Source organism: Bradyrhizobium sp. LeoB3 (genome assembly GCF_055456055.1).
In genome coordinates this window covers 424,391-450,373 of the sequence record NZ_JBVBEF010000001.1, presented here as the reverse complement: position 1 = coordinate 450,373, position 25,983 = coordinate 424,391, and the positions used below count along the sequence as shown (strand labels likewise).

The 25,983-nt window shown below is 62.6% G+C and carries 21 protein-coding genes; 13 read left to right on the top strand and 8 right to left on the bottom strand.

Translation table 11 applies throughout. The features are described 5' to 3' along the window. Positions 1–451 precede the first annotated feature (451 nt). Entirely contained in the window at positions 452–667 is a 216-nt protein-coding gene (locus tag ACZXDY_RS01950; RefSeq protein WP_464344239.1) for a hypothetical protein, read from the top strand. Positions 668–846: 179 nt separating this feature from the next. After that, on the top strand, positions 847–1,881 hold the full coding sequence (locus tag ACZXDY_RS01945) for an HWE histidine kinase domain-containing protein (protein WP_464344238.1): 1,035 nt from the start codon (positions 847–849) through the stop codon (positions 1,879–1,881). A 12-nt stretch (positions 1,882–1,893) separates the two neighbouring features. Here ACZXDY_RS01945 and ACZXDY_RS01940 read toward each other — a convergent pair whose 3' ends face one another. Further along, positions 1,894–3,441 carry an acetolactate synthase large subunit gene (locus tag ACZXDY_RS01940; protein WP_464344237.1) on the bottom strand — a complete coding sequence of 516 codons (1,548 nt, stop codon included), beginning with the start codon at positions 3,439–3,441 and terminating at the stop codon, positions 1,894–1,896. Positions 3,442–3,714: 273 nt separating this feature from the next. Here ACZXDY_RS01940 and ACZXDY_RS01935 point away from each other — a divergent pair, with 273 nt between their 5' ends. Both ACZXDY_RS01935 and ACZXDY_RS01930 read left to right on the top strand, forming a co-directional pair. Continuing rightward, positions 3,715–4,287, top strand: coding sequence for a L,D-transpeptidase (locus tag ACZXDY_RS01935; RefSeq protein ID WP_028165415.1), 573 nt, complete (start codon positions 3,715–3,717; stop codon positions 4,285–4,287). Between the two features lie 134 nt (positions 4,288–4,421). After that, positions 4,422–5,171, top strand: a complete 750-nt coding sequence (locus tag ACZXDY_RS01930; protein ID WP_464344399.1) for a DUF2927 domain-containing protein — start codon at positions 4,422–4,424, stop codon at positions 5,169–5,171. Positions 5,172–6,200: 1,029 nt separating this feature from the next. On the opposite strand, the gene ACZXDY_RS01925 is transcribed toward ACZXDY_RS01930, so the two are convergent. From ACZXDY_RS01925 to ACZXDY_RS01915, 3 genes are all read right to left on the bottom strand, one after another. Further along, entirely contained in the window at positions 6,201–7,298 is a 1,098-nt protein-coding gene (locus tag ACZXDY_RS01925) for a M48 family metallopeptidase (protein WP_464344236.1), read from the bottom strand. A gap of 3 nt (positions 7,299–7,301) precedes the next feature. Then, positions 7,302–8,453 carry a DUF898 family protein gene (locus tag ACZXDY_RS01920; protein ID WP_464344398.1) on the bottom strand — a complete coding sequence of 384 codons (1,152 nt, stop codon included), beginning with the start codon at positions 8,451–8,453 and terminating at the stop codon, positions 7,302–7,304. Between the two features lie 361 nt (positions 8,454–8,814). Then, on the bottom strand, positions 8,815–9,987 hold the full coding sequence (locus ACZXDY_RS01915) for an isovaleryl-CoA dehydrogenase (RefSeq protein ID WP_464344235.1): 1,173 nt from the start codon (positions 9,985–9,987) through the stop codon (positions 8,815–8,817). Positions 9,988–10,396: 409 nt separating this feature from the next. Between ACZXDY_RS01915 and ACZXDY_RS01910 the strand changes: the two genes are divergently transcribed. Both ACZXDY_RS01910 and ACZXDY_RS01905 read left to right on the top strand, forming a co-directional pair. Continuing rightward, complete coding sequence (locus ACZXDY_RS01910; RefSeq protein WP_464344234.1) at positions 10,397–11,668, top strand: cytochrome P450; 1,272 nt, start codon at positions 10,397–10,399, stop codon at positions 11,666–11,668. 21 nt (positions 11,669–11,689) lie between these two features. After that, positions 11,690–12,964, top strand: coding sequence for a cytochrome P450 (locus ACZXDY_RS01905; RefSeq protein WP_464344233.1), 1,275 nt, complete (start codon positions 11,690–11,692; stop codon positions 12,962–12,964). 316 nt (positions 12,965–13,280) lie between these two features. Here the strand turns inward: ACZXDY_RS01905 and ACZXDY_RS01900 are convergent, their stop codons facing one another. After that, positions 13,281–14,201, bottom strand: coding sequence for a LysR substrate-binding domain-containing protein (locus ACZXDY_RS01900; protein WP_464344232.1), 921 nt, complete (start codon positions 14,199–14,201; stop codon positions 13,281–13,283). A 130-nt stretch (positions 14,202–14,331) separates the two neighbouring features. On the opposite strand from ACZXDY_RS01900, the gene ACZXDY_RS01895 reads away from it, so the two are divergent. The 4 genes from ACZXDY_RS01895 to mdlC all read left to right on the top strand — a co-directional run bounded on the left by ACZXDY_RS01895 (position 14,332) and on the right by mdlC (position 19,292). Beyond that, complete coding sequence (locus ACZXDY_RS01895) at positions 14,332–15,498, top strand: acyl-CoA dehydrogenase family protein (RefSeq protein ID WP_464344231.1); 1,167 nt, start codon at positions 14,332–14,334, stop codon at positions 15,496–15,498. Positions 15,499–15,508: 10 nt separating this feature from the next. Then, positions 15,509–16,639 (top strand): CaiB/BaiF CoA transferase family protein, encoded by a 1,131-nt coding sequence (locus ACZXDY_RS01890; RefSeq protein WP_464344230.1) that lies wholly within the window; start codon positions 15,509–15,511, stop codon positions 16,637–16,639. Further along, positions 16,636–17,490 carry an HTD2 family dehydratase gene (locus ACZXDY_RS01885; protein ID WP_464344229.1) on the top strand — a complete coding sequence of 285 codons (855 nt, stop codon included), beginning with the start codon at positions 16,636–16,638 and terminating at the stop codon, positions 17,488–17,490. The genes ACZXDY_RS01890 and ACZXDY_RS01885 overlap by 4 nt, the downstream gene beginning before the upstream one ends. Before the next feature lie 173 nt (positions 17,491–17,663). Next, positions 17,664–19,292, top strand: a complete 1,629-nt coding sequence (mdlC, locus tag ACZXDY_RS01880; RefSeq protein WP_464344228.1) for a benzoylformate decarboxylase — start codon at positions 17,664–17,666, stop codon at positions 19,290–19,292. Positions 19,293–19,417: 125 nt separating this feature from the next. Here mdlC and ACZXDY_RS01875 read toward each other — a convergent pair whose 3' ends face one another. From ACZXDY_RS01875 to ACZXDY_RS01865, 3 genes are all read right to left on the bottom strand, one after another. Further along, positions 19,418–20,368 carry an oxygenase MpaB family protein gene (locus tag ACZXDY_RS01875; RefSeq protein ID WP_464344227.1) on the bottom strand — a complete coding sequence of 317 codons (951 nt, stop codon included), beginning with the start codon at positions 20,366–20,368 and terminating at the stop codon, positions 19,418–19,420. Positions 20,369–20,802: 434 nt separating this feature from the next. Beyond that, a complete protein-coding gene (locus tag ACZXDY_RS01870) occupies positions 20,803–21,672 on the bottom strand; it encodes a hypothetical protein (protein ID WP_464344226.1) in 870 nt (289 codons plus the stop codon). A 62-nt stretch (positions 21,673–21,734) separates the two neighbouring features. After that, positions 21,735–22,784 carry an AraC family transcriptional regulator gene (locus tag ACZXDY_RS01865; protein ID WP_464344225.1) on the bottom strand — a complete coding sequence of 350 codons (1,050 nt, stop codon included), beginning with the start codon at positions 22,782–22,784 and terminating at the stop codon, positions 21,735–21,737. Between the two features lie 219 nt (positions 22,785–23,003). Between ACZXDY_RS01865 and ACZXDY_RS01860 the strand changes: the two genes are divergently transcribed. The 3 genes from ACZXDY_RS01860 (at position 23,004) to ACZXDY_RS01850 (ending at position 25,836) form a co-directional block, all read left to right on the top strand. Continuing rightward, a complete protein-coding gene (locus tag ACZXDY_RS01860) occupies positions 23,004–23,390 on the top strand; it encodes a helix-turn-helix domain-containing protein (protein WP_080663530.1) in 387 nt (128 codons plus the stop codon). A gap of 362 nt (positions 23,391–23,752) precedes the next feature. Continuing rightward, positions 23,753–24,277 carry a hypothetical protein gene (locus tag ACZXDY_RS01855; protein ID WP_028161762.1) on the top strand — a complete coding sequence of 175 codons (525 nt, stop codon included), beginning with the start codon at positions 23,753–23,755 and terminating at the stop codon, positions 24,275–24,277. 128 nt (positions 24,278–24,405) lie between these two features. After that, positions 24,406–25,836, top strand: a complete 1,431-nt coding sequence (locus ACZXDY_RS01850; protein ID WP_464344224.1) for a DUF1254 domain-containing protein — start codon at positions 24,406–24,408, stop codon at positions 25,834–25,836. Positions 25,837–25,983 lie beyond the last annotated feature (147 nt).

Genomic DNA, 25,983 nt, shown 5'->3' with positions numbered 1-25,983 from the left:
CGGTCACAGCGTGCTTCGTGGGTCGATGCGATGGAACTTCCTTCGCTCCTCTTCGGTCAGGTTGCGCCGCTGCTCTTCCGTCGCCGTTGCCCTTCGTCGTTATCCTCACCACCGCAGCCCCATGAAGTCTTCTTGCGGCTCGAACAAGGCGCGTCCGGCAGCACCGACCTTGCGCCAGACACGCTTTGTCTCGACAAAGGCGGCTTCGCTGTTGCCCGTGGCGCCGCCTATGGCCCACTATGGCTACATACCGTCAAAAATCCATGTAATACATGGATTTTTAGTTTAGCGTGACGCCAGTTTGGGTGGCCAGGATCTTCGGATTGGGGTTCTAGATCGCAGCGTCGGTGCGGGAGTTCACGCGCCGCTCACGAACTGCTGATCGGGGCAACGGAACCGGACGTATCGCGGTTCCGTTGAGGGCCGGGGGCCAACTTGGGAGAACCATCCGATGCGTAAACTGATTATCGCCGCCACCGCACTGGCGTTTATTTCGTCGGCCGCTTCAGCACAGACCACCGACAAGTCCGGCGGCACCACTGGCCCCGCGGCGCAGAGCGACAATGCGGGCAAGGATGATGCGTCGAAAATGGCGCCGAAGAAGAGCTCGAAGAAGGTGGCCAAGAAGTCGTCGAAGAAATCCGGCGAAGACACGATGCATCAGTAAGACAGGATTCATGGGGATCAAGGCCGTCCTTCGGGGCGGCCTTTTTGATGTGCCTCGTCGCTGTGCTCACCGTCCTTGCGTCCGGATTTCCACTGAATTGCAGGCCACTGCACGCACCGGGAGGAACATTTCCCTTAGTGTCGAATTACCGGCTGAAGACCTGCGGGCATGGACGGGTGATGCTGAACCTCTTTGACGATTCGGAAGAAGAAGCAGAGATCGAAAAGATCCTGGCGCATCACACCGCGATCAGCGCCGACGCCGACGAGCAGCAGTTTCGCGATGTGCTTCAGGCGCTGCCCGCCGCGATCTACACGACGGACGCAGACGGTCGCATCACCTTCTTCAACCACGCTTGCATCGAGTTCGCCGGCCGTGTGCCTGCCATCGGCGACATGTGGTGCGTGAGCTGGAAGCTGTTCCGCACGGACGGCACGCCGCTTGCGCATGAGGAATGCCCGATGGCGATCGCGCTTCGTGAGAACCGTCCGGTGCGCAATATGGAAGCAATCGCCGAACGGCCCGATGGCTCGCGCATCTGTTTCATGCCCTACCCCACGCCCTTGCGCGACGCTGACGGCCGGCTGATCGGCGCCGTCAACATGCTGGTCGATACCACCACGCGCAAGCAGGCCGAGGAGCGCATGATGCGGCTCGCCTGGGAGGTCGATCATCGCGCCAACAATCTGCTGGCGGTGATCCAGGCGATCCTGCGCCTGACCAAGGCCGATACTGCGGAGGAGTTCCAGGCGGTCTTCCAGGGGCGCCTCAGCGCGCTCGCCAATGTGCAGCGGCTGTTCTCGGTGTCGCGCTGGACCGGCGCCAACATCCGCGCGATCATCGAACAGGAGCTCAAGCCCTATGCGGTGCACGACTCAAGACGGGTCGCGATAGACGGCGGCGATTTGAGGCTGACGGCCACGCTGGCCCAGGCGATCGCGGTCTCCGTGCATGAGCTCGCCACCAACGCCGCCAAATATGGCTCGCTCTCCAGCCCCTCGGGAAAGATCGCCGTCAGTTGGCGGACCGATAACGCCAACCTTTCCTTGCGCTGGCAGGAGAGCGGCGGACCAAGAGTGGCCGAGCCCACCCGCACCGGATTTGGCGTCGACGCCGTCGACGGCGTGGTCCGAACCTTGAGCGGCACCATCACCCGGCAGTGGAAGCCGGAAGGCCTGATCTGCGAATTTTGCTTCCCGGATATCGCGGCGTAGGCCGCGCTTCCCTTACATCTGCACCTCGATCAGCCTCGGTCCCGGCTCGGCGACCGCCTCCGCGAGCGCCTTGTTGAACTCGTCGGCGGTCGTCACCGCACGGCCCGGGACGCCCATGCCCTTGGCGAGCGAGACGAAGTCGATGGTCGGCCGGTCGATCTTCAGCATGTCCTGCGCGCGCTTACCCGGCTCGCCGGCGCCGACGCCGTCGAACTCGCCGCGCAGGATCTGGTAGATGCGATTGGCGAACACGATGGTGACGACGTTGAGGTTCTCGCGGGCCTGCGTCCACAGCGCCTGGATCGTGTACATCGAAGAGCCGTCGCCGACCATGCAGATCACCTTGCGATCGGGAGCGGCCACCGCGGCGCCGGTCGCAACCGGCGGCGAGAAGCCGATCGAGCCGCCCATGTTCTGCAGCCAGTCATGCGGAGCGGCGGCCGCCGTCGGCGGGAAGAAGCCGCGGCCGGTGGTGATGGATTCATCGACCACGATGGCGTTCTCCGGAATCGCGCACGCAATCGCCTGCGCGATCGAGGCAAACGTCAGCGCACCAGTCGGCTTCGCAAGCTCGACGAGCTTCTGCGGCTTGACGTCCTGCGGCTTGGCCCCGAGCGCGCCAGCCAGCGCCTCCAGCGCCGCCACCGAATTCTCCCCGCCCGCGGTCATGCGGTGCACCTCGCACCCCTCCGGCTTCAGCAGGCTCGGCTTGTTCGGATAGGCGAAGAAGGCGACGGGGTCGTTGGCCTCGACCAGCACGATGTTCTTGAAGTCCTTGAGAATAGGCAGCGCCTGCTCGATCACGTAGGGAATGCGGTCGATCAGGAAGCGGCCCCTGCCGCGCGCCATCTTCGGATTGTAGGTCTGGCCCATCACCTTGCAGCCGGTCTTGCCGGCGATCTGCTGGGCCAGCGCCAGCCCGTGCTCGCTCAGCGCACTGCCGGTCAGCAGCAACAGGTTCTGCGCGCCGCCTTCGCGCAGGATCTTGGCCGCCGCTTCCACCGCCTGTGCCGAATAGTTCGGCCGCTGGCTTTCGGCCGGGACCTGGGCGATACCGTCAGCCTCGTTCCAGGCGGTGTCGGCCGGCAGGATCAGGGTCGCGATCTGCGGCGGCGTGCTCTTGGCGGCGGCAATCGCGGCAGCGCCATCGGCGGCGACCGACTTGGCATCCGGCGAGGTCCTGACCCAGGCCGACATCGGCCGCGCCAGGCCCTCGATGTCGGAGGTCAGCGGCGCGTTATACGCGATGTGGTAGGTCGCGTGCTGGCCGACGATGTTGACGATGCCGGAATTCGCCTTCTTGGCGTTGTGTAGGTTGGCGAGGCCGTTGGCGAGACCCGGGCCGAGATGCAGCAGCGTCGAAGCGGGTGTTTCCTTGATACGGAAATAACCGTCGGCCGCCCCCGTCACCACGCCCTCGAACAGGCCGAGCACGCAGCGCATGCCCTCGACCCTGTCAAGCGCGGCGACGAAATGCATCTCCGAGGTGCCGGGATTGGTGAAGCAGACGTCGACGCCGCCCGCGACCAATGTCCGCACCAGACTTTCCGCACCATTCATGTCTCGCTCCCGCATTCCCGCGCTGTTTTGTTGGCCCAAGTAATGTTGTGTTGGCCCAAGTCGACTATCTCAAGCCCGGCGTTCCGAGCCCAGATCAACCATTGTTCGCCCGTTTCGTCAAAGGTTTAGCGGGACATTGCTGCCATCGTTTCTGATGTGTTGCCTTTTTTAACCGCGGTGCCCGAAAATCCGTCGCTCACGGCGGCGTGGGTTGCGCATTCGAACAACTTATGGCCTCACTTTCATGAGGCTGGAAATAACGCGAGGAAGGCAATGACACGGGGCAGGGTTTTGCTGGCGGCGGCGCTCTTGATGCTGGGAGGCGCCGGTCAGGCGCAGGCCCAATTCTTCGACACCCGCGACATCATGGGCGGCGGCCTGAACTTCTTCGGCACCGGCGCGAGCCCGATCCAACGGACGACCGTGATGTACCCGAGCCGTTATGCGCCGGGCACGATCGTCATCAACACCGCCGAGCGACGGCTTTATCTCGTCCTCAATGACGGCCAGGCGCTGCGTTATGGCATCGGGGTCGGCCGCGATGGCTTTCGCTGGGGCGGAACCCATCGCATCACCGCCAAGAAGGAATGGCCGAGCTGGACGCCGCCGGCGCAGATGCTGCGGCGCCGTCCCGACTTGCCGCGCCACATGGCCGGCGGCGTCGAAAATCCGCTCGGCGCCCGCGCGCTGTATCTCGGCTCGACGCTCTACCGCATCCACGGCTCGAACGAGCCGGAGACGATCGGACAGGCGGTATCGTCGGGCTGCTTCCGCATGACCAACGAGGATGTGGTGGATCTCTATAGCCGCGTTTCCGTGGGCACCACCGTCGTCGTCAAGAATTAGGACGGTGCGGGAACCAGCGCTGCCATGCGCAAGCAAGCTTGCGCGCGCACGGTGATTGCGGCAGCGTTATAGCGATGTGCACGCTTTACCGTATCCTGGCTGTCCTCGTCCTCGCAATCGCCTCGGCCGCGATCATGCCCGGGCTCATTGCGCCGCCGGCATGGTCGGGCGAGAACCCATCGATCGCCGCGCGCCAGCGCAACGAGAAGAAAGCCTTCACCGATAGCGAGATCATCGAAGGCTTCATGAAGACGGCGTTCGGCGCCGAGTACCACCTCGCCGGCCGCGTCGACCGCATCCGCAAATATGACTCCCCGATCAGGGTGTTCGCCGACGGCACCCGCGCCGACCGCAAGGCGCAGCTCGCAAAGATCGTCGGCGATGTCGCCGCCAAGGTCCAGCACCTCGACATCGCCATGACCGAGAGCAGCGAGATCGCCAATGTGAGGGTGAAGCTGGTGCGCGACCGCGATCTCTATCGCACCATCACGACCTTCTATGGCAGCGAGCGCGCGAAAGAAATCCGCTCCTCGCTCGACCCGCAATGCCTGAGCGGCTTTCGCAAGAACGACAATTTCGAGATCGAGCATTCCGACGTGATCCTCACGGTCGATAACGGCGATTTCGTCTTCTTCGATTGCGCGTATGAGGAACTGCTGCAGTCGCTCGGCCCGATCAACGATACCTCGAGCGTGCCCTGGACCATGTTCAACGACAACGTCTCGATGGGCTATTTCGACATCTACGATCAGTACATCCTCAACCTGCTCTACGATCCCCGCATCAAGGCCGGCATGACCGTGCAGGACGTCAACGCCTTGCTGCCCGACGTCCTCGCCGACGTCCGCGCGTGGGTGAAGAAGGTGAACAATCTGCCGGAGTGAGGGGGTGCTTCCCTTCTCCCCTTGTGGGAGAAGGTGGCGCGCATGCAATGCGCGACGGATGAGGGGTCGTCTCCGCGGGCGAGGGTGCGCGTGGAGAAAGACCCCTCACCCATGTGCGCTCTTGGCTAGCGACGGAGGTAGCCCTCTCCCACAAGGGGAGAGGGCGCACCAATTGACAGCGCCATGCCTACCATCCAGCGCAGTGCTCGCGATGGTGGGCACGCTTCGCTTTGCCCACCCTACGGCGTCGCGGAAAGTTCTGATTCAATTTTCAAACAGCAATTCCGCAGGATGGGTAGAGCGAAGCGAAACCCATCCTACGTGTGACCCGGCGGATGTGAGTTCGCGTTCTCGCGGCGCATTGCGTCCGAGCTTTGCTGCACTTTCCACCCTCTCATTCAATAGAGGGCGCAGGGAAAGCCGGGTGCCGGTTGCACCCGTGGGTCCCGTGCAACAAAAAGCACGGGGGTAGGACCACAGGTTCAACCGAAGCATTCCGGCTTTCCCTGCGCGATGGTTTACGGCTTACTTCGTGCTCTCCTCGGTGACCGGGCTTTCTTGCCACCGTCACCCGCGGCAGCTCTTGCTGCTCGCGAGCTTAGCGCCAGCGTCGGGGCGCCAGGACCACACGACTTCGCCGTCCGTGATGTTTGTGCTCGTCAGTCACACCCATCCCGTCCACCGCATCTCACCGCAACGTTCGTGACGATCGCGACCCGCCCCTCATTCGGGTGAGACGCGCGGAGTTAAATCACTGATTTGCCCGACGGCGAAAGCGGAATGTTTTTTGCGCGAGGGCTGGACGAGGCAAATCACATTGATTGGCTTGAGGAAAATCGCGCGAATGATATGACGCCGTCATGCCCGGGCTTGTCCCGGGCATCCACGTCCTTTGCCTCCGTGCACGGGAGAGACGTGGATGGCCGGGTCAAGCCCGGCCATGACGGAGGAGAGGATTGCGCGAATGCGTCCCCCTGTCATTCCGGGGCGTCCGAAGGACGAGCCCGGAATGACGGCGATGGTCGGCTCCTACAGCCTGGTGCTGGCGCTGCAGATCGACTTCAGCGCGCGCCACTCTCCCGCGGTCAACAACGGTGGGCCGCTGGCGGGGCGGTTTTCGCGGGTCATGCGGGCGAGGCGGTCTTCGGTCATGGGGTGGCTTGCGATCAGCGACAGGCCCCTGTCGCCTTCCTTGCCGGTGATGCGGAACATCAATTCTCCCATCGGCTTGGTCGGCCGGCCGAGCCGGTGCATGGTCTCGATCGCGAAGCTGTCGGCGTTCTGTTCGGCTTCGCGGGAATGCGATGCGTTCACCAGCGTCCGCGAGGCGAAGATCACCGCGCCGGAGCCGGTGATGTCGCCGAACAAGAGGCCTATCAGGAACGAGGTGCCGCCATTGTGGATCATGCCGCGCAGGCCGTCGCGATGCTGGAGATGGCCGAGCTCGTGGGCGAGGATGCCCGCGAGCTCATCGCCATTTTCGGCTTTCGCGAGCAGCCCATCCAACACATAGACCCTGCCGCCCGGCAACGCGAAGGCGTTCGGAATCGAGGTCGAGAGCACGCCCGATTGCAGCGACGTGTCCATGCCAGCGGATTCGCGCAGCGTGTTGACGAGTTTTTCAAACGCGCGCTGGCCGGCGGGGTTGCCGCACGACTTGCCGTCGAACACCATCTTCACCTGGCTGTCGGCGACTTCGCCGAGCCGCCGCTCGAACGCGACAGGCACCAGAGCCGCCAGCCGGTCGGCGGCAAGCGGCACGCCGAACAGCACGACCAGGACGATCGACACGGTCGCCGCCAGCGACCAGCCGACGATGGTCGCGACGCCGCGGCCGCCGAGCACATGCTCGTCAAGCTTTTCGCAGCGCGCGACGAGCTCGGCCGCGAGCGCGGCATCGCGGATCTCGAGCCGCGCCAGCGCGGCCGCAGAGATGCAGGCGAGCCGCAGCTTGCCGGACGGACCGTCGGCGCGGCGGATATCCGCATAGGGCCAGGCGGCGATCCGCTGTCCGTCCTCCTCGATCTCGAGCACGTCGGCGAATCGCAGCGTGACCGCGTGCCGCTTGCTCGACGTGCCGTCGAAATAGAAGGCGGAGCTAAGTCCACTGTCGATCGCCCCGCTCATGGGTCAAAAGCCCCCGACGTCGAGACCGTCGGCGAAGCCCTCGCCGAGCGCGTTGGCGAGCTCACCTCGGGCGGAGACATTGGCCGTCGCCTCGATGCCATGGACGATCGTCGACCCCAGCACCTTCACCCAGAGATCGCGCATCAGATAGACGCGGATCACGACATTGATGGCCAGCGCGAACAGGAGATAGCCAACGCCCAGGAGCACCAGGAACGGAATGCTCCCGGTAAATTCCTGGCTCGCGAAGAATTCCTTGAGCGGCATTGCGCTCATGCTGGCGACCAGCACCGCGGATAGGGCGAGCCAGGCCGCAAACACGAGGCCGAGCACGACAATCCAGCCGATCACTTTCCAATAAAGCCCGATCAGCGCGCTGCGCTTCAGCGTCGACTCCAGCCGCACGCCGCCGAAGCGGAGGCCGGACAACCACCATCGCCATTCGACCGCTTTGTAGGCACCGTAGATGAAGGGCGCGAGCGGCACGATGCAGACTGCCACCGGCACCAGCAGCCAGAGCCACCAGCCGCGCTTGAAGAACTCCCAGCCGCGCCCCTCGAAGCTGCCCTGCAGGTCGCCATAGTAGGAATGGCGCATCTTGTAGCGCTCGAGCGCCGCGACGCGCCACGGCAAGGCGAGGCCGAGGGTGACGATCACCGCGAGTCCCCACAACGCCGAGAGCCCGGCATAGGCCCAGCCGGACCCGCTCATCCAGAATCGCACGCTGCGCCACACCGTCCGCGTCAGGCGGTAGCGGCGCGCGCGAAAGATCGCGAACTGTCCGAACAGATAGAAGAACGCCACCAGCGGAATGCTGGCGAAAGCCTGGGCGCGCTCGGCCTCGAGGCCGACCAGGAAATAAGCGAGGTAAACCGGCACCAGGATCGCGAGCGCGACCAGGAAGCCGATCAGAAGCTCCTTGCCGCGGCCGGTATATTCTGCGGCGTCGCCTTCGATCTCGGTGTTGGACCAGAGATGACGGCGCATGTCGGTCGCCAGCCAGAACCGGTAGAAGCCGAGCGTGACGAATTCGAGCCCGGCGCCGCGCTTGACCAGGTCGAAGAATTCGCGGCGACTGCCCGTGAAGGCCACCGGTATCGGCGGCGGGACAGGCAGGGGCGGCGGCTGCGGCGGCCCAATCGGGGTCCAGCTCATCTCGTGCACGGGGATCAACTCCAGGCGGTCTCTGCGGATCGCACAAAACCACAGATTTATCAAAGGAAGGTGATCGAGATTTCGCCGGAGAGTCGAGGCCGCGGTGGTCTAGAGCATTTTCGGTTCTGATGGAATCAGAACCGAAGCTCTAGATTCTTGTTTTGACGCGTTTTCTTCACGCGAACCGGTGTCCACTTCGCTCGAAAACGCTCTAGATGACAGAGGTATCCGGTGCCGTCATTCCGGGGCGACGCGAAGCGTCGAACCCGGAATCCATTTCGCCCCTTGTGCAGGCGGAGAAACGGAGCCCCTCACCCCGACCCTCTCCCCGCGAAGAGCGGGGAGAGGGAGAAAGAAGACACTACGCCGTCTTGTCGAACAGTTCGCGGCCGATCAGCATGCGGCGGATTTCGCTGGTGCCGGCGCCGATCTCATAAAGCTTGGCGTCGCGCAGCAGGCGGCCGGTCGGATAGTCGTTGATGTAGCCATTGCCGCCGAGGAGCTGGATGGCGTCGAGCGCGCATTGCGTCGCCTTCTCGGCGGCGTAGAGGATCGCGCCGGCGGCGTCCTCGCGCGTGGTCTCGCCGCGGTCGCAGGCTTTCGCCACCGCATAGACATAGGCCCGCGAGGCGTTCATCGTGGTATAGATGTCGGCGACCTTGCCCTGCACGAGCTGAAAGGTGCCGATCGGCTGACCGAACTGCTTGCGCTCGTGCACATAGGGCATCACCACGTCCATGCAGGCCTGCATGATACCGATCGGGCCCGCCGCCAGCACCGCGCGCTCATAGTCGAGGCCGCTCATCAGCACGTTTACCCCGCGGCCGACCTCGCTGAGCACGTTCTCCTCCGGCACCTCGCAATCCTCGAACACCAGCTCACACGTGTCGGAGCCGCGCATGCCGAGCTTGTCGAGCTTCTGCGCGGTGGAGAAGCCCTTCATGCCCTTCTCGATGATAAAAGCGGTGATGCCGCGCGGACCGCCGTTCGGATCGGTCTTGGCATAGACCACCAGCGTCTCGGCGACAGGACCGTTGGTGATCCACATCTTGTTGCCGTTGAGCACGAACCGATCACCCTTCTTCTCCGCATGGGTCTTCATCGAGACCACATCGCTTCCGGCGCTCGGCTCGGACATTGCGAGCGAGCCGACATGCTCACCCGAGATCAGCTTCGGCAGATATTTCCGCTTCTGCGCCTCGTTGCCGTTGCGGCGGATCTGGTTGACGCAGAGATTGGAGTGGGCGCCGTAGGACAGGCCGACGGACGCGGAGGCACGCGAGATCTCCTCCAGCGCGATGCAGTGCTCGAGATAGCCGAGGCCTGTTCCGCCATATTCCTCCTCGACGGTGATGCCGTGCAGCCCGAGCGCGCCGATCTTCGGCCAGAGATCGCGCGGGAATTGGTTGGTGCGGTCGATCTCGGCCGCGCGTGGGGCGATCTCGTTGCTCGCGAAATCGTACACGGTCTCGCGGATCGCATCCGCGGTCTCGCCCAGGTCGAAATTGAACATCCGTTGCGCGTTGGGAATCATGGCGAGCGGCCTCCAGAATGGCTTGTTATCCTAGCCTTATTCGCTGCCGGACCGGTTGTCACGGGGCACCTTCGTCCCCCTCTCCGTGCTCTTGCGGCAACGTCACCCCCGTCATTCCGGGGCGACGCCACCGGGTCCGCGCGAAGCGCGGCCCGATGACAGGCTCCGCGTCGAGCCCGGAATCCATTTCTCCGCCTGCACATGCGGTTGAATGGATTCCGGGCTCGTCCTTCGGACGCCCCGGAATGACGGGGGAGCTACTTCCCAGCCCTTTCGCGGGGCGAGGTCGAATCCGAATGCGGCCAAATGTGCCAAACTCGCCCTTGCCCTGCGCGGCGTGACGGGTTGTAATTCCCGGAAAATGCGCCCGACGGAACAACCGGACCGGGACGATCCAAGGAGATGCGCCATGCACGGGACGGTCGATCGCGCCCAGAGCGAAACCCAGGAGGCCGCCCGCGAGCGGGCTTATGCGATCCCGCTGGATCAATTCGACCCCAGCGCTCCCGAACTGTTCCGGACCGATTCGTTCTGGCCCTATTTCGACCGGCTACGCCGGGAGGAGCCGGTGCACTATTGCCGGGACAGCCTGTTCGGGCCCTATTGGTCGGTGACCAAGTATAACGACATCATGGAGATCGAGACCAACCATTCGGTGTTCTCCTCGGCCGCCTCGCTCGGCGGCATCACCATCCGCGACATCGCCCCGGATCTGCGCCGCGAAAGCTTCATCGCAATGGACCAGCCGCGGCACTCGGCGCAACGGCGGACCGTGGCGCCGATGTTCACGCCGACCCATCTCGACGAACTCGCGATCAACATCCGCAAGCGCTCGACCGAATGCCTCGACAATCTCCCGCGCGGCGACGTGTTCGACTGGGTCGACAAGGTCTCGATCGAATTGACCACGCAGATGCTGGCGGTGCTGTTCGATTTCCCCTGGGAGGACCGCCGCAAGCTGACGCGCTGGTCCGACGTCGCCACCACCCTTCCGGGCGCCGGCGGGCTGGTCGCGACCGAGGACGAGCGCCAGGCCGAGCTGATGGAATGCGCCGGCTATTTCTCGCGGCTGTGGAAGGAACGGATTGAGCAGCCGCCGAAGAGCGACCTGCTCTCGATGATGGCGCACAGCCCGGCGACGCGCGACATGGACCCGAAGAACTTCCTCGGCAATCTGATCCTCTTGATCGTCGGCGGCAACGACACCACGCGCAACACGCTTTCCGGCAGCATATATGCGCTGAACCGGAATCCCGACCAGTATCGCAAGCTGAAGCAGAACCCTGACTTGATCGACAGCTTCGTGCCGGAGGTGATCCGCTGGCAGACGCCGCTGGCGCATATGCGCCGCACTGCGCTTGCCGACATCGAGTTCCATGGCAAGCAGATCCGGAAGGGTGACAAGGTCGTGATGTGGTACGTCTCGGGCAACCGCGACGAAGATGTGATCGACCGCCCCTACGAGTTCATCATTGATCGCGCCCGTCCCCGCACTCACATTTCGTTTGGCTTCGGCATCCATCGCTGCGTCGGCCTCAGACTTGCCGAATTGCAGTTGAAGATCATCTGGGAAGAGATCCTGAAACGCTTCGACACGATCGAGGTGGTCGAGGAGCCGAAGCGCGTGTATTCGAGCTTCATCAAGGGATATGAGACGCTGCCGGTCCGCATCGCGAGCTAGCGCTTTTGGGAGTTGATAACCATGAACGTGCAGACTTCGGTCAGGGTCGACAGGAACGAGCTGATGCGCCTGGCGCGCGAGGAGGCCTATTCGACGCCGCTGAAGAATTTCCACCCGGGCGCGCCAAGGCTGTTCCAGAACGACACGTGGCAGCCGTGGTTCGAGCGGCTGCGCAAAGAAGAGCCGGTGCATTACTGCACCAACGCGCCGATCGAGCCCTATTGGTCGGTTACGAAGTACAACGACATCATGCATGTCGACACCAACCACGGCATCTTCTCCTCTGATGCGACGCTTGGCGGCATCGGTATCCGCGACATGCCGGTCGGCTATGAGTGGCCGAGCTTCATCGCGATGGACCAGCCGAAACACTCGGCGCAGCGCAAGACGGTGTCGCCGATGTTCACGCCGACGCATCTGGACGAACTTGCCAAGCTGATCCGCGAGCGGTCGCAACGGGTGCTGGACGGCCTGCCGCGCAACGAGACCTTCAACTTTGTCGAAAGGGTCTCGATCGAATTGACCACGCAGATGCTGGCGACGCTGTTCGACTTCCCTTGGGAGGAACGGCGCAAGCTGACGCGCTGGTCCGACGTCGCTACCGCTCTGCCCAAGAGCGGCATCGTCGACTCGCCGGAGCAACGGCGGAAGGAAATGGACGAATGCTACGCCTATTTCGCCAAGCTCTGGAACGAGCGCGTCAACGCGCCGCCGCGCAACGATCTATTGTCGATGATGGCGCATAGCGATGCGACGCGGCACATGGACCGCGACAACCTCATGGGCAACCTCATCCTGCTGATCGTCGGCGGCAACGACACCACGCGCAACACCATGACCGGCTCGGTGCTGGCGCTGAACGAGAACCCAGAGCAGTACGAGAAGCTCAGGCAAAACCCTGAATTGATCGACTCGATGGTGCCGGAAGTGATCCGCTGGCAGACGCCGCTCGCCCATATGCGGCGTACCGCTCTTGAAGATACCGAGCTCGGCGGCAAGACGATCAAAAAGGGCGACCGCGTCGTGATGTGGTATGTCTCGGGCAACCGCGACGAGGAGATGATCGACCGCCCCAACGAATTCATCATCGACCGGCCGCGGCCGCGCACGCATCTGTCGTTCGGCTTCGGCATCCACCGCTGCGTCGGCATGCGGCTCGCCGAGTTGCAATTGAAGATCATCTGGCAGGAGATGCTGAAACGGTTCGACCGTATCGAGGTGGTCGGCGAGCCCCGGCGGATCTATTCCAGCTTCATCAAGGGATATGAGACGCTGCCGGTGCGGATTCCGGGGTGATCGTCATTGCGAGGAGCGAAGCGACGAAGCAATCCATGCTTCCGCGGGTGGAGAGATGGATTGCTTCGCTTCGCTCGCAATGACGCCGTCGTCCCGGGCTTGACCCGGGACCCATAACCACAGGGCCTTGTAATGTGCTCCGCAGCAACTGCTTGCTCGCGTCACAACAACTTCCTGTGGTTATGGGTCCCGGCTCAAGGCCGGGACGACAGCAGGCCGCTATAAAAAACCGGCATGACAGCCTGCGCCAGATGCGAAGGGAAGGTCGCGCGGGCTTCCCTTAAGGGTTCCGCTGTTGGCGCGCACCGCAATGGCGTTACGCCAGCTTGATGTCCCAGAGGCCTTCCTTGCGGCAGGCGGCGACCTCCTCGCGCAACAGCGCGGTGACGGCGGTGGTCGCGATCGAGGTGGGACGATCGATCGGAGAGGCAATGATCAGCTCGCGCGACAGCGGCTTTGCGATCGCCGCGGTTTCCAGCCGTCCGTCGGCGACTTCGCTCCGCACCGAAGACGGCGGCAACATCGCGAAGCCGAGCCCCTCCTCGACCAGGCTGGTGAGCACGCGGAACGAATCCGCCTCGAGCTGGACGTCGAGCTTGATCTTCTTGAGCGCCGCGGCGTGCTCGATCAGGGCACGGAGCCCATGCGAATGACTGGGCAGTACCAGGCGCTGGCGCAAGAGCCAGCCGATCTCGACCTGCTTCTTGCGCGACAAGCCGCAGCCGCGAGGGCCGACCGCGACGATCTGGTCGCGGCCGAGCGGCTGCGCCGCGAGATGCAGGTCCGCGGTGCGGCCGTAGATGATCGAAAGGTCCATCTCGCCGCGGTGCAGCCATTCGATCAGGTGGCCGCTATAACTCTCGACGATGCGCAGCGAGATGCCCGGGAAATTCTCCACGCAGCGGCGGGCGAAGCGCGCCGAGAGCACGCAGCTCACGGTCGGCACCAGGCCGAGCACTACGCGGCCCGACGGCGGCCCCTGCGCGGACTGGATGTCGTCGCGGATCTGGTCGACCTGGCGGACGATGCCGGAGGTGCGCGCGAGCAAGAGGCGACCGGCATCGGTCAGCACCATGCCGCGGCCGTTCCGCGTGAACAGCTCCGTGCGCAGCTCGTGCTCGAGCAGCTTGATCTGCCGGCTCAGCGCCGGTTGAGCTATGCGCACCGTGTCGGAGGCCTTGCTCAGGCTCCCGAGTTCCGCGACGCAGGTAAACGTCCTAAGCTGGCGGAAATCCATGCTTGCCAATCTTGGAATGCTACTTCATACGCTATAACAAAACAGCATAGGGAGTTTACGCCGGCGCCACAATGGTCCGCCGCGCCTTTCAGATCCGCCATCCCTTAAACGAACGCGCCGGTGATTTCCGATGACCGCACAAGAACACCATGACGACTATTCCGACATCCGCGATGCGGTGGCAAAACTCTGCGCACAGTTTCCCGGTGAATACTGGCGCAAGCTCGATCGACAGATGGCCTATCCGAAGGAATTCGTCGATGCGTTGACCGAAGCCGGCTATCTCTCGGTGCTGATCCCCGAGGAATATGGCGGCGCGGGGCTGAAGCTGTCCGCGGCGGCGGCGATCCTGGAGGAGATCCAGCGCGCGGGCTGCAATGGCGGCGGCTGCCATGCGCAGATGTACACGATGGGCACGGTGTTGCGGCACGGCAATGCCGAGCAGAAGGCGAAGTATCTGCCGAAGGTCGCGAGCGGCGAATTGCGGTTGCAGGCCTTTGGCGTGACCGAGCCGACCAGCGGCACCGATACGTCGTCGCTGAAGACGTTTGCGCGGAAGGACGGCGACCACTACGTCGTCAACGGCCAGAAGATCTGGACCAGCCGCGCCGAGCATTCCGATCTGATGATCCTGCTCGCGCGCACCACGCCGAAGGAGCAGGCGAAGAAGCGGACCGACGGGCTGTCGGTGTTCATCGTCGACATGCGCGAGGTCAAGGGCAAGGGGCTGGAGATCCGCCCCATCCGGACCATGATGAACCACGCGACGACAGAGGTGTTCTTCACGGACATGAGGGTGCCGACGGAAAACCTGATCGGCGACGAGGGCAAGGGTTTCCGCTATATCCTCTCCGGCATGAATGCCGAGCGCATCCTGATCGCGGCCGAATGCATCGGCGATGCCAAATGGTTCATCGCCAAGGCGACCAACTATGCCAAGGAGCGCGCCGTGTTCGGCCGGCCGATCGGCCAGAATCAAGGCATCCAGTTCCCGATCGCAAAAGCCTATGCCTCGATGCGCGCGGCCGAGTTGATGGTGAAGGAAGCCACCCGCAAGTACGAGGCCGGGCTCGATTGCGGTGCGGAAGCCAACATGGCGAAGATGTTGGCGGCGGATGCGTCCTGGGAAGCGGCGAATGCCTGCGTGCAGACCCATGGCGGCTTCGGCTTTGCCGAGGAATACGACGTCGAGCGCAAGTTCCGCGAGACGCGGCTCTACCAGGTGGCGCCGATCTCGACCAATCTGATCCTGTCCTTCGTCGCCGAGCATGTGCTCGGCATGCCCCGCTCCTACTGAGGTGAGACGCATGCTGCCGCTCGAGGGACTGACCGTCATCGCCGTGGAGCAGGCGGTGGCTGCGCCGTTCTGCTCGTCGCGCCTCGCCGATGCCGGCGCGCATGTGATCAAGATCGAACGGCCCGAGGGCGATTTCGCCCGCGGCTATGACGCCGCCGCCAAGGGCCAGAGCAGCTATTTCGTCTGGCTCAACCGCGGCAAGGATTCGGTCGTGGTCGATCTGGCGACCAAGGAAGGCCGCAGCGCGCTGGAAGAGCTCATCGCGGGCGCCGACGTGCTGTTGCAGAATTTGAAGCCGGGCTCGATGGACAAGCTCGGCTTCTCGCTCGCGCGGCTGCGCAAGGATTATCCGAAGCTGATCTGCTGCACCATCACGGGCTATGGCGACGAAGGGCCGTATGCCAATCGCAAGGCCTATGATCTCCTGATCCAGGCCGAGAGCGGACTCGCCTCGATCACCGGCGGACCGGAGGGCGCCTCGCGCGTCGGTATGTCGATCGTGGACGTTGCGACCGGCGCGACGGCGCATGCGGCGATTCTGGAAGCGCTGATCGCGCGCGGGCGCAGCGGCAAGGGGGCCGACATCCGCATCTCCATGTTCGACGTGATGGCGGACTGGCTGACGGTGCCGCTGCTCAATGCCGAGGACGGCAAGCCGCCGAAGCGCATGGGCCTCGCCCACCCCTCGATCGCGCCCTACGGCGTGTTCCGCTCCAGGGACGGCAAGGAGATCCTGATCTCGATCCAGAGCGAACGGGAATGGAAGAAGCTGTGCGCCGAAGTGCTGGGCCAGCCGGAGCTACCGAAGGATCCGCGCTTCGCCAATATGGTCGAGCGCGTGCGCAACCGCGCGCTGACCGACCAGACCGTCGGCGATGCCTTCGCCAAGCTGACGCGCGACGAGCTGCTGCAGAAATTGGCCGATGCCGACATCGCTTTCGCCGAGGTCAACACCATGGACGACCTCGCCCATCATCCGCATCTGCGCCGGATCGAGGTCGACACGCCGAACGGCCGCGTCGCCTATCCGGCACCGGCTGCGATTGTCGTCGGCGAACCGCGCCACTACGGCGCGGTGCCGGCGATCGGCGAGCAGACCAGCGCCGCAAAGTCCTCTCGTGCCCAGGCCAAATCATCATGAGCGAACAACTCGACCTCGATCATCTCAGGCAATGGATCGGCCGCACCAGTGAAGCCTCCGACACCGTCACGGCGCAGCTCGTCAAGGGCCTGCGCGCGACGCTGTTCCAGGAGATCGGCGAGCCCAAGGTGGGCGATGCCGCGCCGTTCACGGTGCATTGGTGCCTGGCGCAGCCGGTGTTTCCGATGTCGCAGCTCGGTCCCGACGGCCACCCGACCCGCGGCGGCTTCCTGCCGCCGGTGCCGCTGCCGCGCCGGATGTGGGCCGGCGGCGAGCTCGAATTCCTCGACCCGCTGCGCGTCGGCGACGAGCCGAAGCGCGTCTCGCGCATCTCCGACGTGAGCTTGAAGAGCGGCTCGACCGGCACGCTGTGCTTCGTCTCCGTCCATCACGAGGTGACGACGCCGCGCGGGCTCGCGATCCGCGAGCGGCAGGATATCGTCTATCGCGAGATGACGAGCACGCCAGCGGCCACATCAGCGAAGGCTCCGCCCCCGCCGCCGGTTGCAAAGCACCGCGAGACACACATGGCCGATCCGGTGCTGCTGTTCCGCTATTCGGCACTGACCTTCAACGGCCATCGCATCCATTACGATCGCGACTACGTCACCAAGGTGGAGGGCTATCCCGGCCTGATCTTCCACGGGCCGCTGCAAGCCGCGTTCATCATCGAGCTAGCGGCCAAGCTTCATGGCGGAAAGCCGCCGAAGAAGTTCGTCTATCGGGGCGTGCAGCCGCTGTTCGAGGGCAGCGAGTTCTCCGTCAATGCCAATGAGAATGGCGAAGGCCTGAAGCTGTGGACCGCGAATTCTGAGGGGCAGCCGACGATGAAGGGCACGGCGACGTGGTAGGGCTTGACTAGCGGTCGCTCCTAGGCCGTCATTGCGAGGAGCGAAGCGACGAAGCAATCCATATCTCCGCAAGCGGCGAGATGGATTGCTTCGCGGAGCCTGTCATCGGGCGACGCTACGCGCCGACCCGGTGGCTCGCAATGACGAAAAAATAAACTGGGGAGAATCGCTTGATGTCGTCCCGCAAGCCCGCCGCCGCCAACAGCAAAGCCGTCACGGTCAAGGACGCGACGTTCGGACTGCTCCGTGCCTTCGGCATCAAAAAGGTGTTCGGCAATCCCGGCTCGACCGAATTGCCGTTCCTGAGCGACTGGCCCGATGACATCGACTATGTGCTGGGACTGCAGGAATCCTCTGTCGTCGGGATGGCCGACGGCTATGCGCAGGCGACGCGCAACGCCGGCTTCGTCAATCTGCATTCGGCGGCCGGCGTCGGGCACGCGCTCGGCAATGTCTTCAACGCCTACCGCAACCAGACGCCGCTGGTGATCACCGCAGGCCAGCAGGCGCGCTCGATCCTGCCATTGCAGCCATTTCTTTATGCCGAGCGCGCCACCGAATTCCCGCAGCCCTATGTGAAATGGGCCGTCGAGCCGGCGCGGCCTGAGGACGTGCCCGGCGCGATAGCACGCGCCTATTACATCGCGATGCAGCCGCCCTGCGGGCCGACCTTCGTCTCGGTGCCGGTCGACGACTGGAACCGGCCGACGCAGCCGGTCGAGGCGCGCCAGATCAGCCGCGAGATCGGGCCCGATCCGGCGGCGATGAAGGCGCTGGTCGCCGCGCTCGCCGACAGCAAGCACCCTGCCCTCGTCGTCGGCCCCGCCGTCGACCGCGCGCAGGCCGTCGATCTCATGATTGAGGTCGCGGAGAAGACCAAAGCATTGGTGTGGGCGAGCCCGTTCTCGGCGCGCTGCTCATTCCCCGAGCGGCATCCGCAGTTCGCCGGCTTCCTGCACGCTTCCCCGGGGCAACTCTCGGAGGCGCTGCGCGGGCACGACTTGGTCGTCGTGATCGGCGCGCCGGTGTTCACCTTTCACGTCGAGGGCCACGCTTCGATCTTCGATGGCGCAACCGCGCTGTTCCAGATCACCGACGATCCAAACGCTGCGTCGTTCACGCCAGTCGGCAACAGCATCATCGGCACGATGAAGCCGTCGCTTGCGACACTGCTCGAACTGTTACCCGAAACCAGGCGAGCCGTGCCCGCGGGCCGCGCGCTGTCGCCTGTACCCGCACCCGGCGATCCGATTCCCGCCGAGTTCCTGATGCATTCGCTTGTCGCCGCGATGGGGCCGCATGACGTGCTGGTGGAAGAGGCCCCCTCGCACCGCCTGGCGATGCAGAAGTTCATGCCGATGCGCGGGCAGGACAGTTTCTACACCATGGCGAGCGGCGGCCTCGGCTACAGCCTGCCAGCCGCGGTCGGCATGGCGCTCGGCCGCACCGGTTGTCGCATCGTCTGCCTGATCGGCGACGGCTCGGCGATGTATTCGATCCAGGCGCTGTGGACCGCAGCGCAACGCAAGCTGCCGATGACGGCGGTGGTGATCAACAATTCAGGCTACGGCGCGATGCGCTCGTTCAGCCAGGTGATGCAGGTGCGCAACGTGCCGGGGCTGGAATTGCCCGATATCGATTTCGTCAAGATCGCAGAAGGCATGGGCTGCCACGCCGTACGCGTGACGAAGGCCGCCGAGCTTCCAAGCGCGCTGAAGCGTGGGCTTACACATGACGGCACGAGTCTTGTCGAGGTGGTCGTGGATTCCGCGGTGCCGCTGCTCTACACGCAGAAGGGATAGCAGCCCGTAACCCGGATGGAGCGAAGCGCAATCCGGGCTACGCTGTCCCTCTCAGGAAGCCAGGAATCCTCCGTCTTAAGCTGGAGATACAAGCGTTCATACACGGGACAGAGAGCACGGGAGCTTCAAATGTTCCGGCGATCACCTAGCTGAGGCCGTCCGATCCAAACCCTGTTAAGGCAGCGGGTTGTCCAGTCGAGCCGGGGTCTTCCTTTTAGTCGCGCTTGAGCTTCGTGGTAAGGGCCGACGTAGCGAAGCCGGGTTGGTATTGCCGAGTATACGCGTTGGATGCGTGCGAGCGCACGTTCCGCGGCTTTCCTGTCCCGTTCGTCAAACGCAAATCCGAAGCCCATGCGAATGCGGTCAGGCAGCAGCTCGGCGCTTAGGGCTTGATACCATCGCGGTACGCGCAACCATGGACGACCGCCAGCGAAGATCTGTCCAGCCACGTCGCGGGCGGTGTCGGTAACCGACAATGTGTCCGATTGCATCATGGCCCGGTTGTAGGCGACAAACGATTGCCAATCCGCAGGCAAGTCAGTCGGCTTCAGCCCGAACAACGCCCCAAAGAGCCGGCTTTCGGCCCAATATCGCTCGCGCTCTTCAACCGAGAGCGGAGGCAAGATCATGTCGTGCACCATGAGAGCGGTCTCGACGAGGGTCGCGTGAACCCACAGCAACGCTGCGATCTCATTGGCGCGATAGAGTGAGCCACGCTCGAAGGGACCGATCGCCTCGGGCAAGCGGCCGACGATCGTGGCATGGCGGCGGTGGAGATGCCGCGCAGCAGCAAGAGCCGTATCGAGCGAGCCGAACACCATCGTAAACATAACGTCAAAGGTTCGATGAAAACGACCGATCGGATCCGCAAAGGTCCGCGAGTGCTCCGCCACAGCGGCCGCGATCCAGGGATGCGCCAGTTGAAGGAGCAAGGCACGACCGGCGCCCAAAAAGATGACCGCTTCTCTATCGATCCTCCAGGTCATCGAGTCCGGACCAAAAATGCCCTCGGCAGATCCGGCAGCCCGAGCCCGGAGAAAATCCAGAGCAGCCTCCAGTTCGCTTGCAGAGACCAATGCGCACCTTTCCGTGTGGACGATGACAGCTTATCCCAGCCGGCCGCAGATCGGACAACCGGCATTTCCGAGTTTGCCCTGCAAGCAGACAAGACGCATAGATGCCAAAATGGGCGCATACGACCCGGCCCAAAGCCGAACAACAGTTCCAGCCGTAATCACGTCGGCTCCCCGAGCCAGGCTCGGCTCCCACCGTTATCGCGATCCGAATTGATCCGGATCATGGATTATTCCGTCCAACTCACAATGGTGATGGCAAAATCATCCTGTCATTGCGGGAGCGCTGAGAATTGCCGCAGGACGATCCGGCCCGCGCCTCGCGCCAACATGACCGGCAGCTGGTAGCGCGGGCACAGGAAGACCGCGCGGACATTGGCGTCGAAAGCAGACATAGGGTATTTTTGGTCCTTGTCGGCTCGCGCCAGCAGCGCCGGCTAATTACGGACTGCGTACAGGGGCGTCCTGACCGTCAGTTGATAGGCGGGCTTGGGCACCCACATGATTTCGGCGGTGATGCCAAACAGCCGATTGTCGTTATCGTCCATGCGATCGAGATCGAGCCGCATGATCGGTTGCGTGAACGGCTGAATGGGCGCAAGAGTTAGAAGCTGCGCCCCTTCGAAGGACTGCACGCCCACACGGCCAGTGAATTTCCAATTATTGGACCATTGATAGTAGCCGCCGACATAGGCGATCGTGTTCGGGTTGATCTTCACGAGCGTCGTCCCGGCGTCAGTGCGCGTGTCCTGGAAACCGGCGAGGAAGCCTTTGGTCTCATCGGAATCAAGTGCATAGTCGAATTCGAGAATGTTGTTGAAGGACGTTGTGGCCAGCGGACCATTGGGGATCGATTGTGTGATCGTCGATTGCAGCGTCACGGTCGGAAAGGTCCCGCCGTTCTGCTGGTAGAGATCCGCCTGGAAGCCGACGTTCCAGCTTGTGACTTGAAAGGACGACCACCCGCTGCCTCCGAACTCCGTCGAACTGCCGGAGACGCCTCCGTATAGCGAGACACTGTCGGTGACATCGACCGTCAACGGAAAATCCACGTTGAGCGATTTTGCTGCTGGCAGGCCGGTCGGAAACGCCGCGCGGTTCGGCGTTGCGAGCGTTCGCAACGCATCGAATAGAGTTGGATGTCCAAAGCCAAATGCGAGCGATCCTGTCGGCACCTGCGCGTAGCTTGTCCTCAGATCAAGATAGACCGCCGGTATCGATGCGCTGATAGCGCCGTCATCATCATTTGCGCCAAAGGCTGTCCCAGCGGCGAGGATCAATGTCGCGTGCAGTCCAGCTTTCAACATCAGCCGGAAAGCCGACAATTCCACGCCGCTACATCGAGGAGCGTCCAAGGCGTAAATCTTCTCTAGAGACGATGATCATCAAGTTGGGAGGCGCGAAGGTCGATCTCCGCCCGTCCGCTCCTCGACCTTTCCCGAAACTGTCGCGGGGTGAATCCGGAAATCCGTCGGAAAGCGCGAGCAAAGTGGGCAGGGTCTGCATATCCCGATGAGAATGCTACGTCGATGATCTTGTTCTCAGTATCGCTTAGAAGCTGCATCGCATTGTTGAAGCGGACCTGCTCAAGCAGGCCCGAGTATGTCAGCCCGGCCAGCGCGAGCTTCCTCTGCAGACTCCTGACGCTCAGTCCAACCATCTCGGCAGCCTGCACGATCGCCGGGCCTCCCTCGTCAAGATACGATGGTAAAGTCAACTTGAGAATGCCGACGACGTCGCCGCCGAAAGGCTGCCGCTCTGTCTCGGGCAAATGAGACCGGACAACAACTGCGCGATTGGGATAGCTCAAGAACTGCAGCGGCACTTCGATCCATGAGGCTTTCTGACCTGACATGAAGCGCGTATCCGGCCAATGCGATTGAACCTCTCTGCTCGGTGTATAATCAGCTTCGAACGCGATCACTCCGGGAGTCCAGCACGCGCCCGCGAACTGACGGACGATGTGCAGGACGAATATGTTCTGAAGCCATTGGGACACCTCAAGATGGGAAATACCTTCCGTTCCAATGAGCTTGCTGCAAATTTTCACGCTTTCGTCGTACGGCTCCAGCCATAGACGCAGATTTGTATCTTCGACCGGCGCCCACTTGCACATCTGCTGAAGAGCAACCAACAGAGTTGGCGAATGCCGGATTCGAACTCGCATGGCATCGCTTAGATGATCGAATGAGAGCCTCTGGGCTGCGCGAAAGGCGATCTCCGACAGCCCCTGCTTTTCCTGGGCGGCCGCCGCAAAGCGAACGGCCGGCAGCAGCGGCACGTAATGATCCGCTTTTTCCTCCAAAGACGTAGGAAGCCGGAATTTGGCGAGAAGCGCCGCGGTGGGTCCGCCGATCTCTGAATGAATTTCAGCAAATGGCATTAGAAATTGGCAACGGGTCAATGGAATAACGGTCATCACTACCTGCCCAAGAAGTCTGCCGCGGTAGCAGACTAGCAGGCTTGCAACTGTCTTGCCTTATCGATTGTCAGGTCGTGCAGGCATGGCGAGCAACAAATAATTCCACTTGACGAACATTTTGGCGGCTGGTGGCCAGATTGGTCCTGAGAATGCGTGTAGCCTCAAAGCATCGGTTCTCTTCAGAGGGACCGTGGGCTTCACGCCTCACACAAACCGATGAGAGCTGTCCGTTTGCCTTCATCTCGGGCGGTCCGCGCGGCCATTATCGCGTCGCTGCGACACGGTGACGCAACTCTCGATGGCACAGCTCGCGCCTGCAAAATCAGCACGCGCACCTTGCAGCGCCATCTCGGTCGCATGGGCACGAGCCACAGCGCAATGCTTGCGGAAGTTCGCTTGAGGATCGCGTGCCGCTTGCTCGTGGACTCAAGCGTGCGCCTGTCCGATATCGCGAGATTCCTCGGCTATACGAATGCAAGCAGCTTCAGCCGCAGTTTCGTGCGTTTGATGAAAGTTCAACCCGTTGTCTACAGACAGCAGCAACTTGCGCGTAAGCAGGAGCGGCACGCCAATCGCAGAAGAATTTGTCCGATTGACTGCTGAACTGATCCGGCCGATTGGCGCGAAATGGCAAGACTTGCGATCTGAATTGGCGCGAAATGCTTAGCGAAGCTGCTTGCCAAATTGGAAGCTGCTTGCCGATTGCCCGGCTGCTGCGGAGCCACTTTCTAGAATGCGCAGAAGAAGATGCGCCAGACGATTTTTGAAAGCCATAGGAGCCGGCCGAAGGGAAAATAGTCCTCTTTCCAGGGAGAAAATTGCCGTGACACTGCGTGCTGCTTTAATCGCATTTTGCGTCGGCGGATTGCTGATCTGCCCCCAAGGACTTTCTGCTCAAACGGCCCCCGAACGTAAGCCGCATATTTCCGCTTGAGAAATCCATCGGCCAGGCAAAGCCGGAAGTCGTGCCATCGCTCTTCGTCCTCAACTCGCGCGGTGCGAGCTTGAAGGACGGCAAGCTTGTGCTGACGGGAATTTCACCGAATGCCATCGTGTTTGCCGATCGACCTGTTCGGGCGGCCGGTCACGATCTCACGACGCGAATTGTTGAGGATTGGGGCAACGGCAGCGACAACTTCGCCAAAGATCCTCCAAACGCGACGGTGTCCGGTTTCAAGAAAGACGGATCGTCGGTGATCGACGCCGTCGTCGTACTGAAATCGCCCAAGCTCGAGGACGACAAGCTGACTTTCGATGTCGATATTCTCGAAGGCGATCTTGTGGGAGCTGATGGGCCGGCATCAGTTTTTATCGACATCATCGGCCGCCCCTTCACTCCGCTGTCCTTTGCGGGCGTCGCCCGCCGAACGGCCTGGCGCGGTGCTTTCTACCGAGGTGCGGCCTTTGCGGGAGCGGCCGCAGTGGCCGGAGCGGCCTATCCATACTACGCGCCCCGGTGCGGATATTATCCTTATCCGCCTTGCTATTGAGCTGCGCTGACTGGCGGCATCGTAGCTGCCGCCAGCAATTCATCCTGACCGCCTCGCCCCACAGGGCATGAGCGTCACATCTGAAAACACTAGCCGTCATTTGTATTCGTTTCAGGAAGGAGATAGCGATGAATATCACCCGCCGATCCCTTGCGTTTGGTGGAATGGGGCTGCTGGCAGGCGCGGCCGCCACACGGTCGGTCCTTGCCCAGGATTCTTTCCTGGGAGTGGGTCAAGGCCTGGAGGATTTCTGGCTCGCGAGCGACGCCTACATTTTCGGCTATCCGTTGGTGACGATCGAGATGACTCGCCGGGTCATGACCAATGTTGCTGAACCCGTCGGAACGCGAGGGCCGATGGGCCATATCATCAAGCTGCGCCAATATCCGGACGCTTCGTTCAGGGATGTCACGGCGCCGAACGCGGACACCCTCTACACAACCTCCTTCTTCGACGTCGGGAAAGAACCGTGGGTCCTCAGCATCCCGGACATGAAGGGGCGCTATTTCCTGATGCCGATGCTGGACGGCTGGACGACGGTGTTTCAAGTCCCAGGGAAGCGCACCACCGGCACCGGGGCGCAGACTTACGCGATCACCGGACCCGGGTGGAAAGGTTCGCTGCCGGCCGGCGTGAAGGAGTGCAAATCGCCCACCAGTATCGTGTGGTTGCTTGGCCGCATCTATTGCACCGGCACGCCGGAGGATTACGCCGCCGTCCACAAGCTGCAGGATGAGTGCAAGCTCGTACCGCTCAGTGCTTACGGCAAGCCGTACACGCCACCTGCGGGAAAGGTCGATCCGTCGGTCGACATGAAAACCGCGGTCCGCGAGCAGGTCAATCGCATGGACGCGGTGTCGTATTTCAAGCTGCTGTGCGAGCTTATGAAGACCAATCCGCCAAGCGAAGCAGACGCGCCTCAGCTGGCCAAATTTGCTCGGATCGGCATCGTTCCCGGCCAGGATTTTGATGAGAGCAAGCTCAAGGCGGACTTCCTGAAGCGCTTGCCGGAGGTATCGTTCGACAGGATCATGCTTCAGTTCAAGATCAACAAAGCCATCAGGGATGAGAATGGCTTTGCCTTCACAACGAAAACCGGCATCTACGGGACCGACTATCTGATGCGGGCCCTGGTGACCGCGATCGGGCTCGGCGCCAATCGTCCGCAGGACGCAGTCTACCCGACCTCACAAAAGGATGCGGATGGCCGTAAGTACAATGGCGCAAACAAATACGTCATGCGGTTTCCCAAAGGCCACCTGCCTCCCGCGGAGGGATTCTGGTCGCTCACGATGTACGATAGCAGCTACTTCTTCGTGAACAATCCGATCAACCGCTACTCGATCAGCGCCCGTGAAGATCTGAAGGAAAACGCGGACGGCTCGGTCGATCTCTACATTCAAAAGGACTCCCCGGGCCAAGACAAGGAGTCAAACTGGCTGCCCGCTCCCGAGGGAGATTTCATACTCATGCTGCGCATGTACTGGCCGCAGGAAACGGACCCCTCCATCATCAACGGCACATGGACGGTTCCTGCCGCCAGGAAGGTCAAGGCTTGAGAACTTCTACTCATGCCGGCCCCATGCGGGCTGGCATGAGTTGAAATGTTCCGGCTTTGCGCTGTACCGCCAAGAAATATCACGCGGCAGCACAGATCCGCCATTGCGATCATACGGAATCAGCCGCCGTGCCGCTGTTCGCAGGCG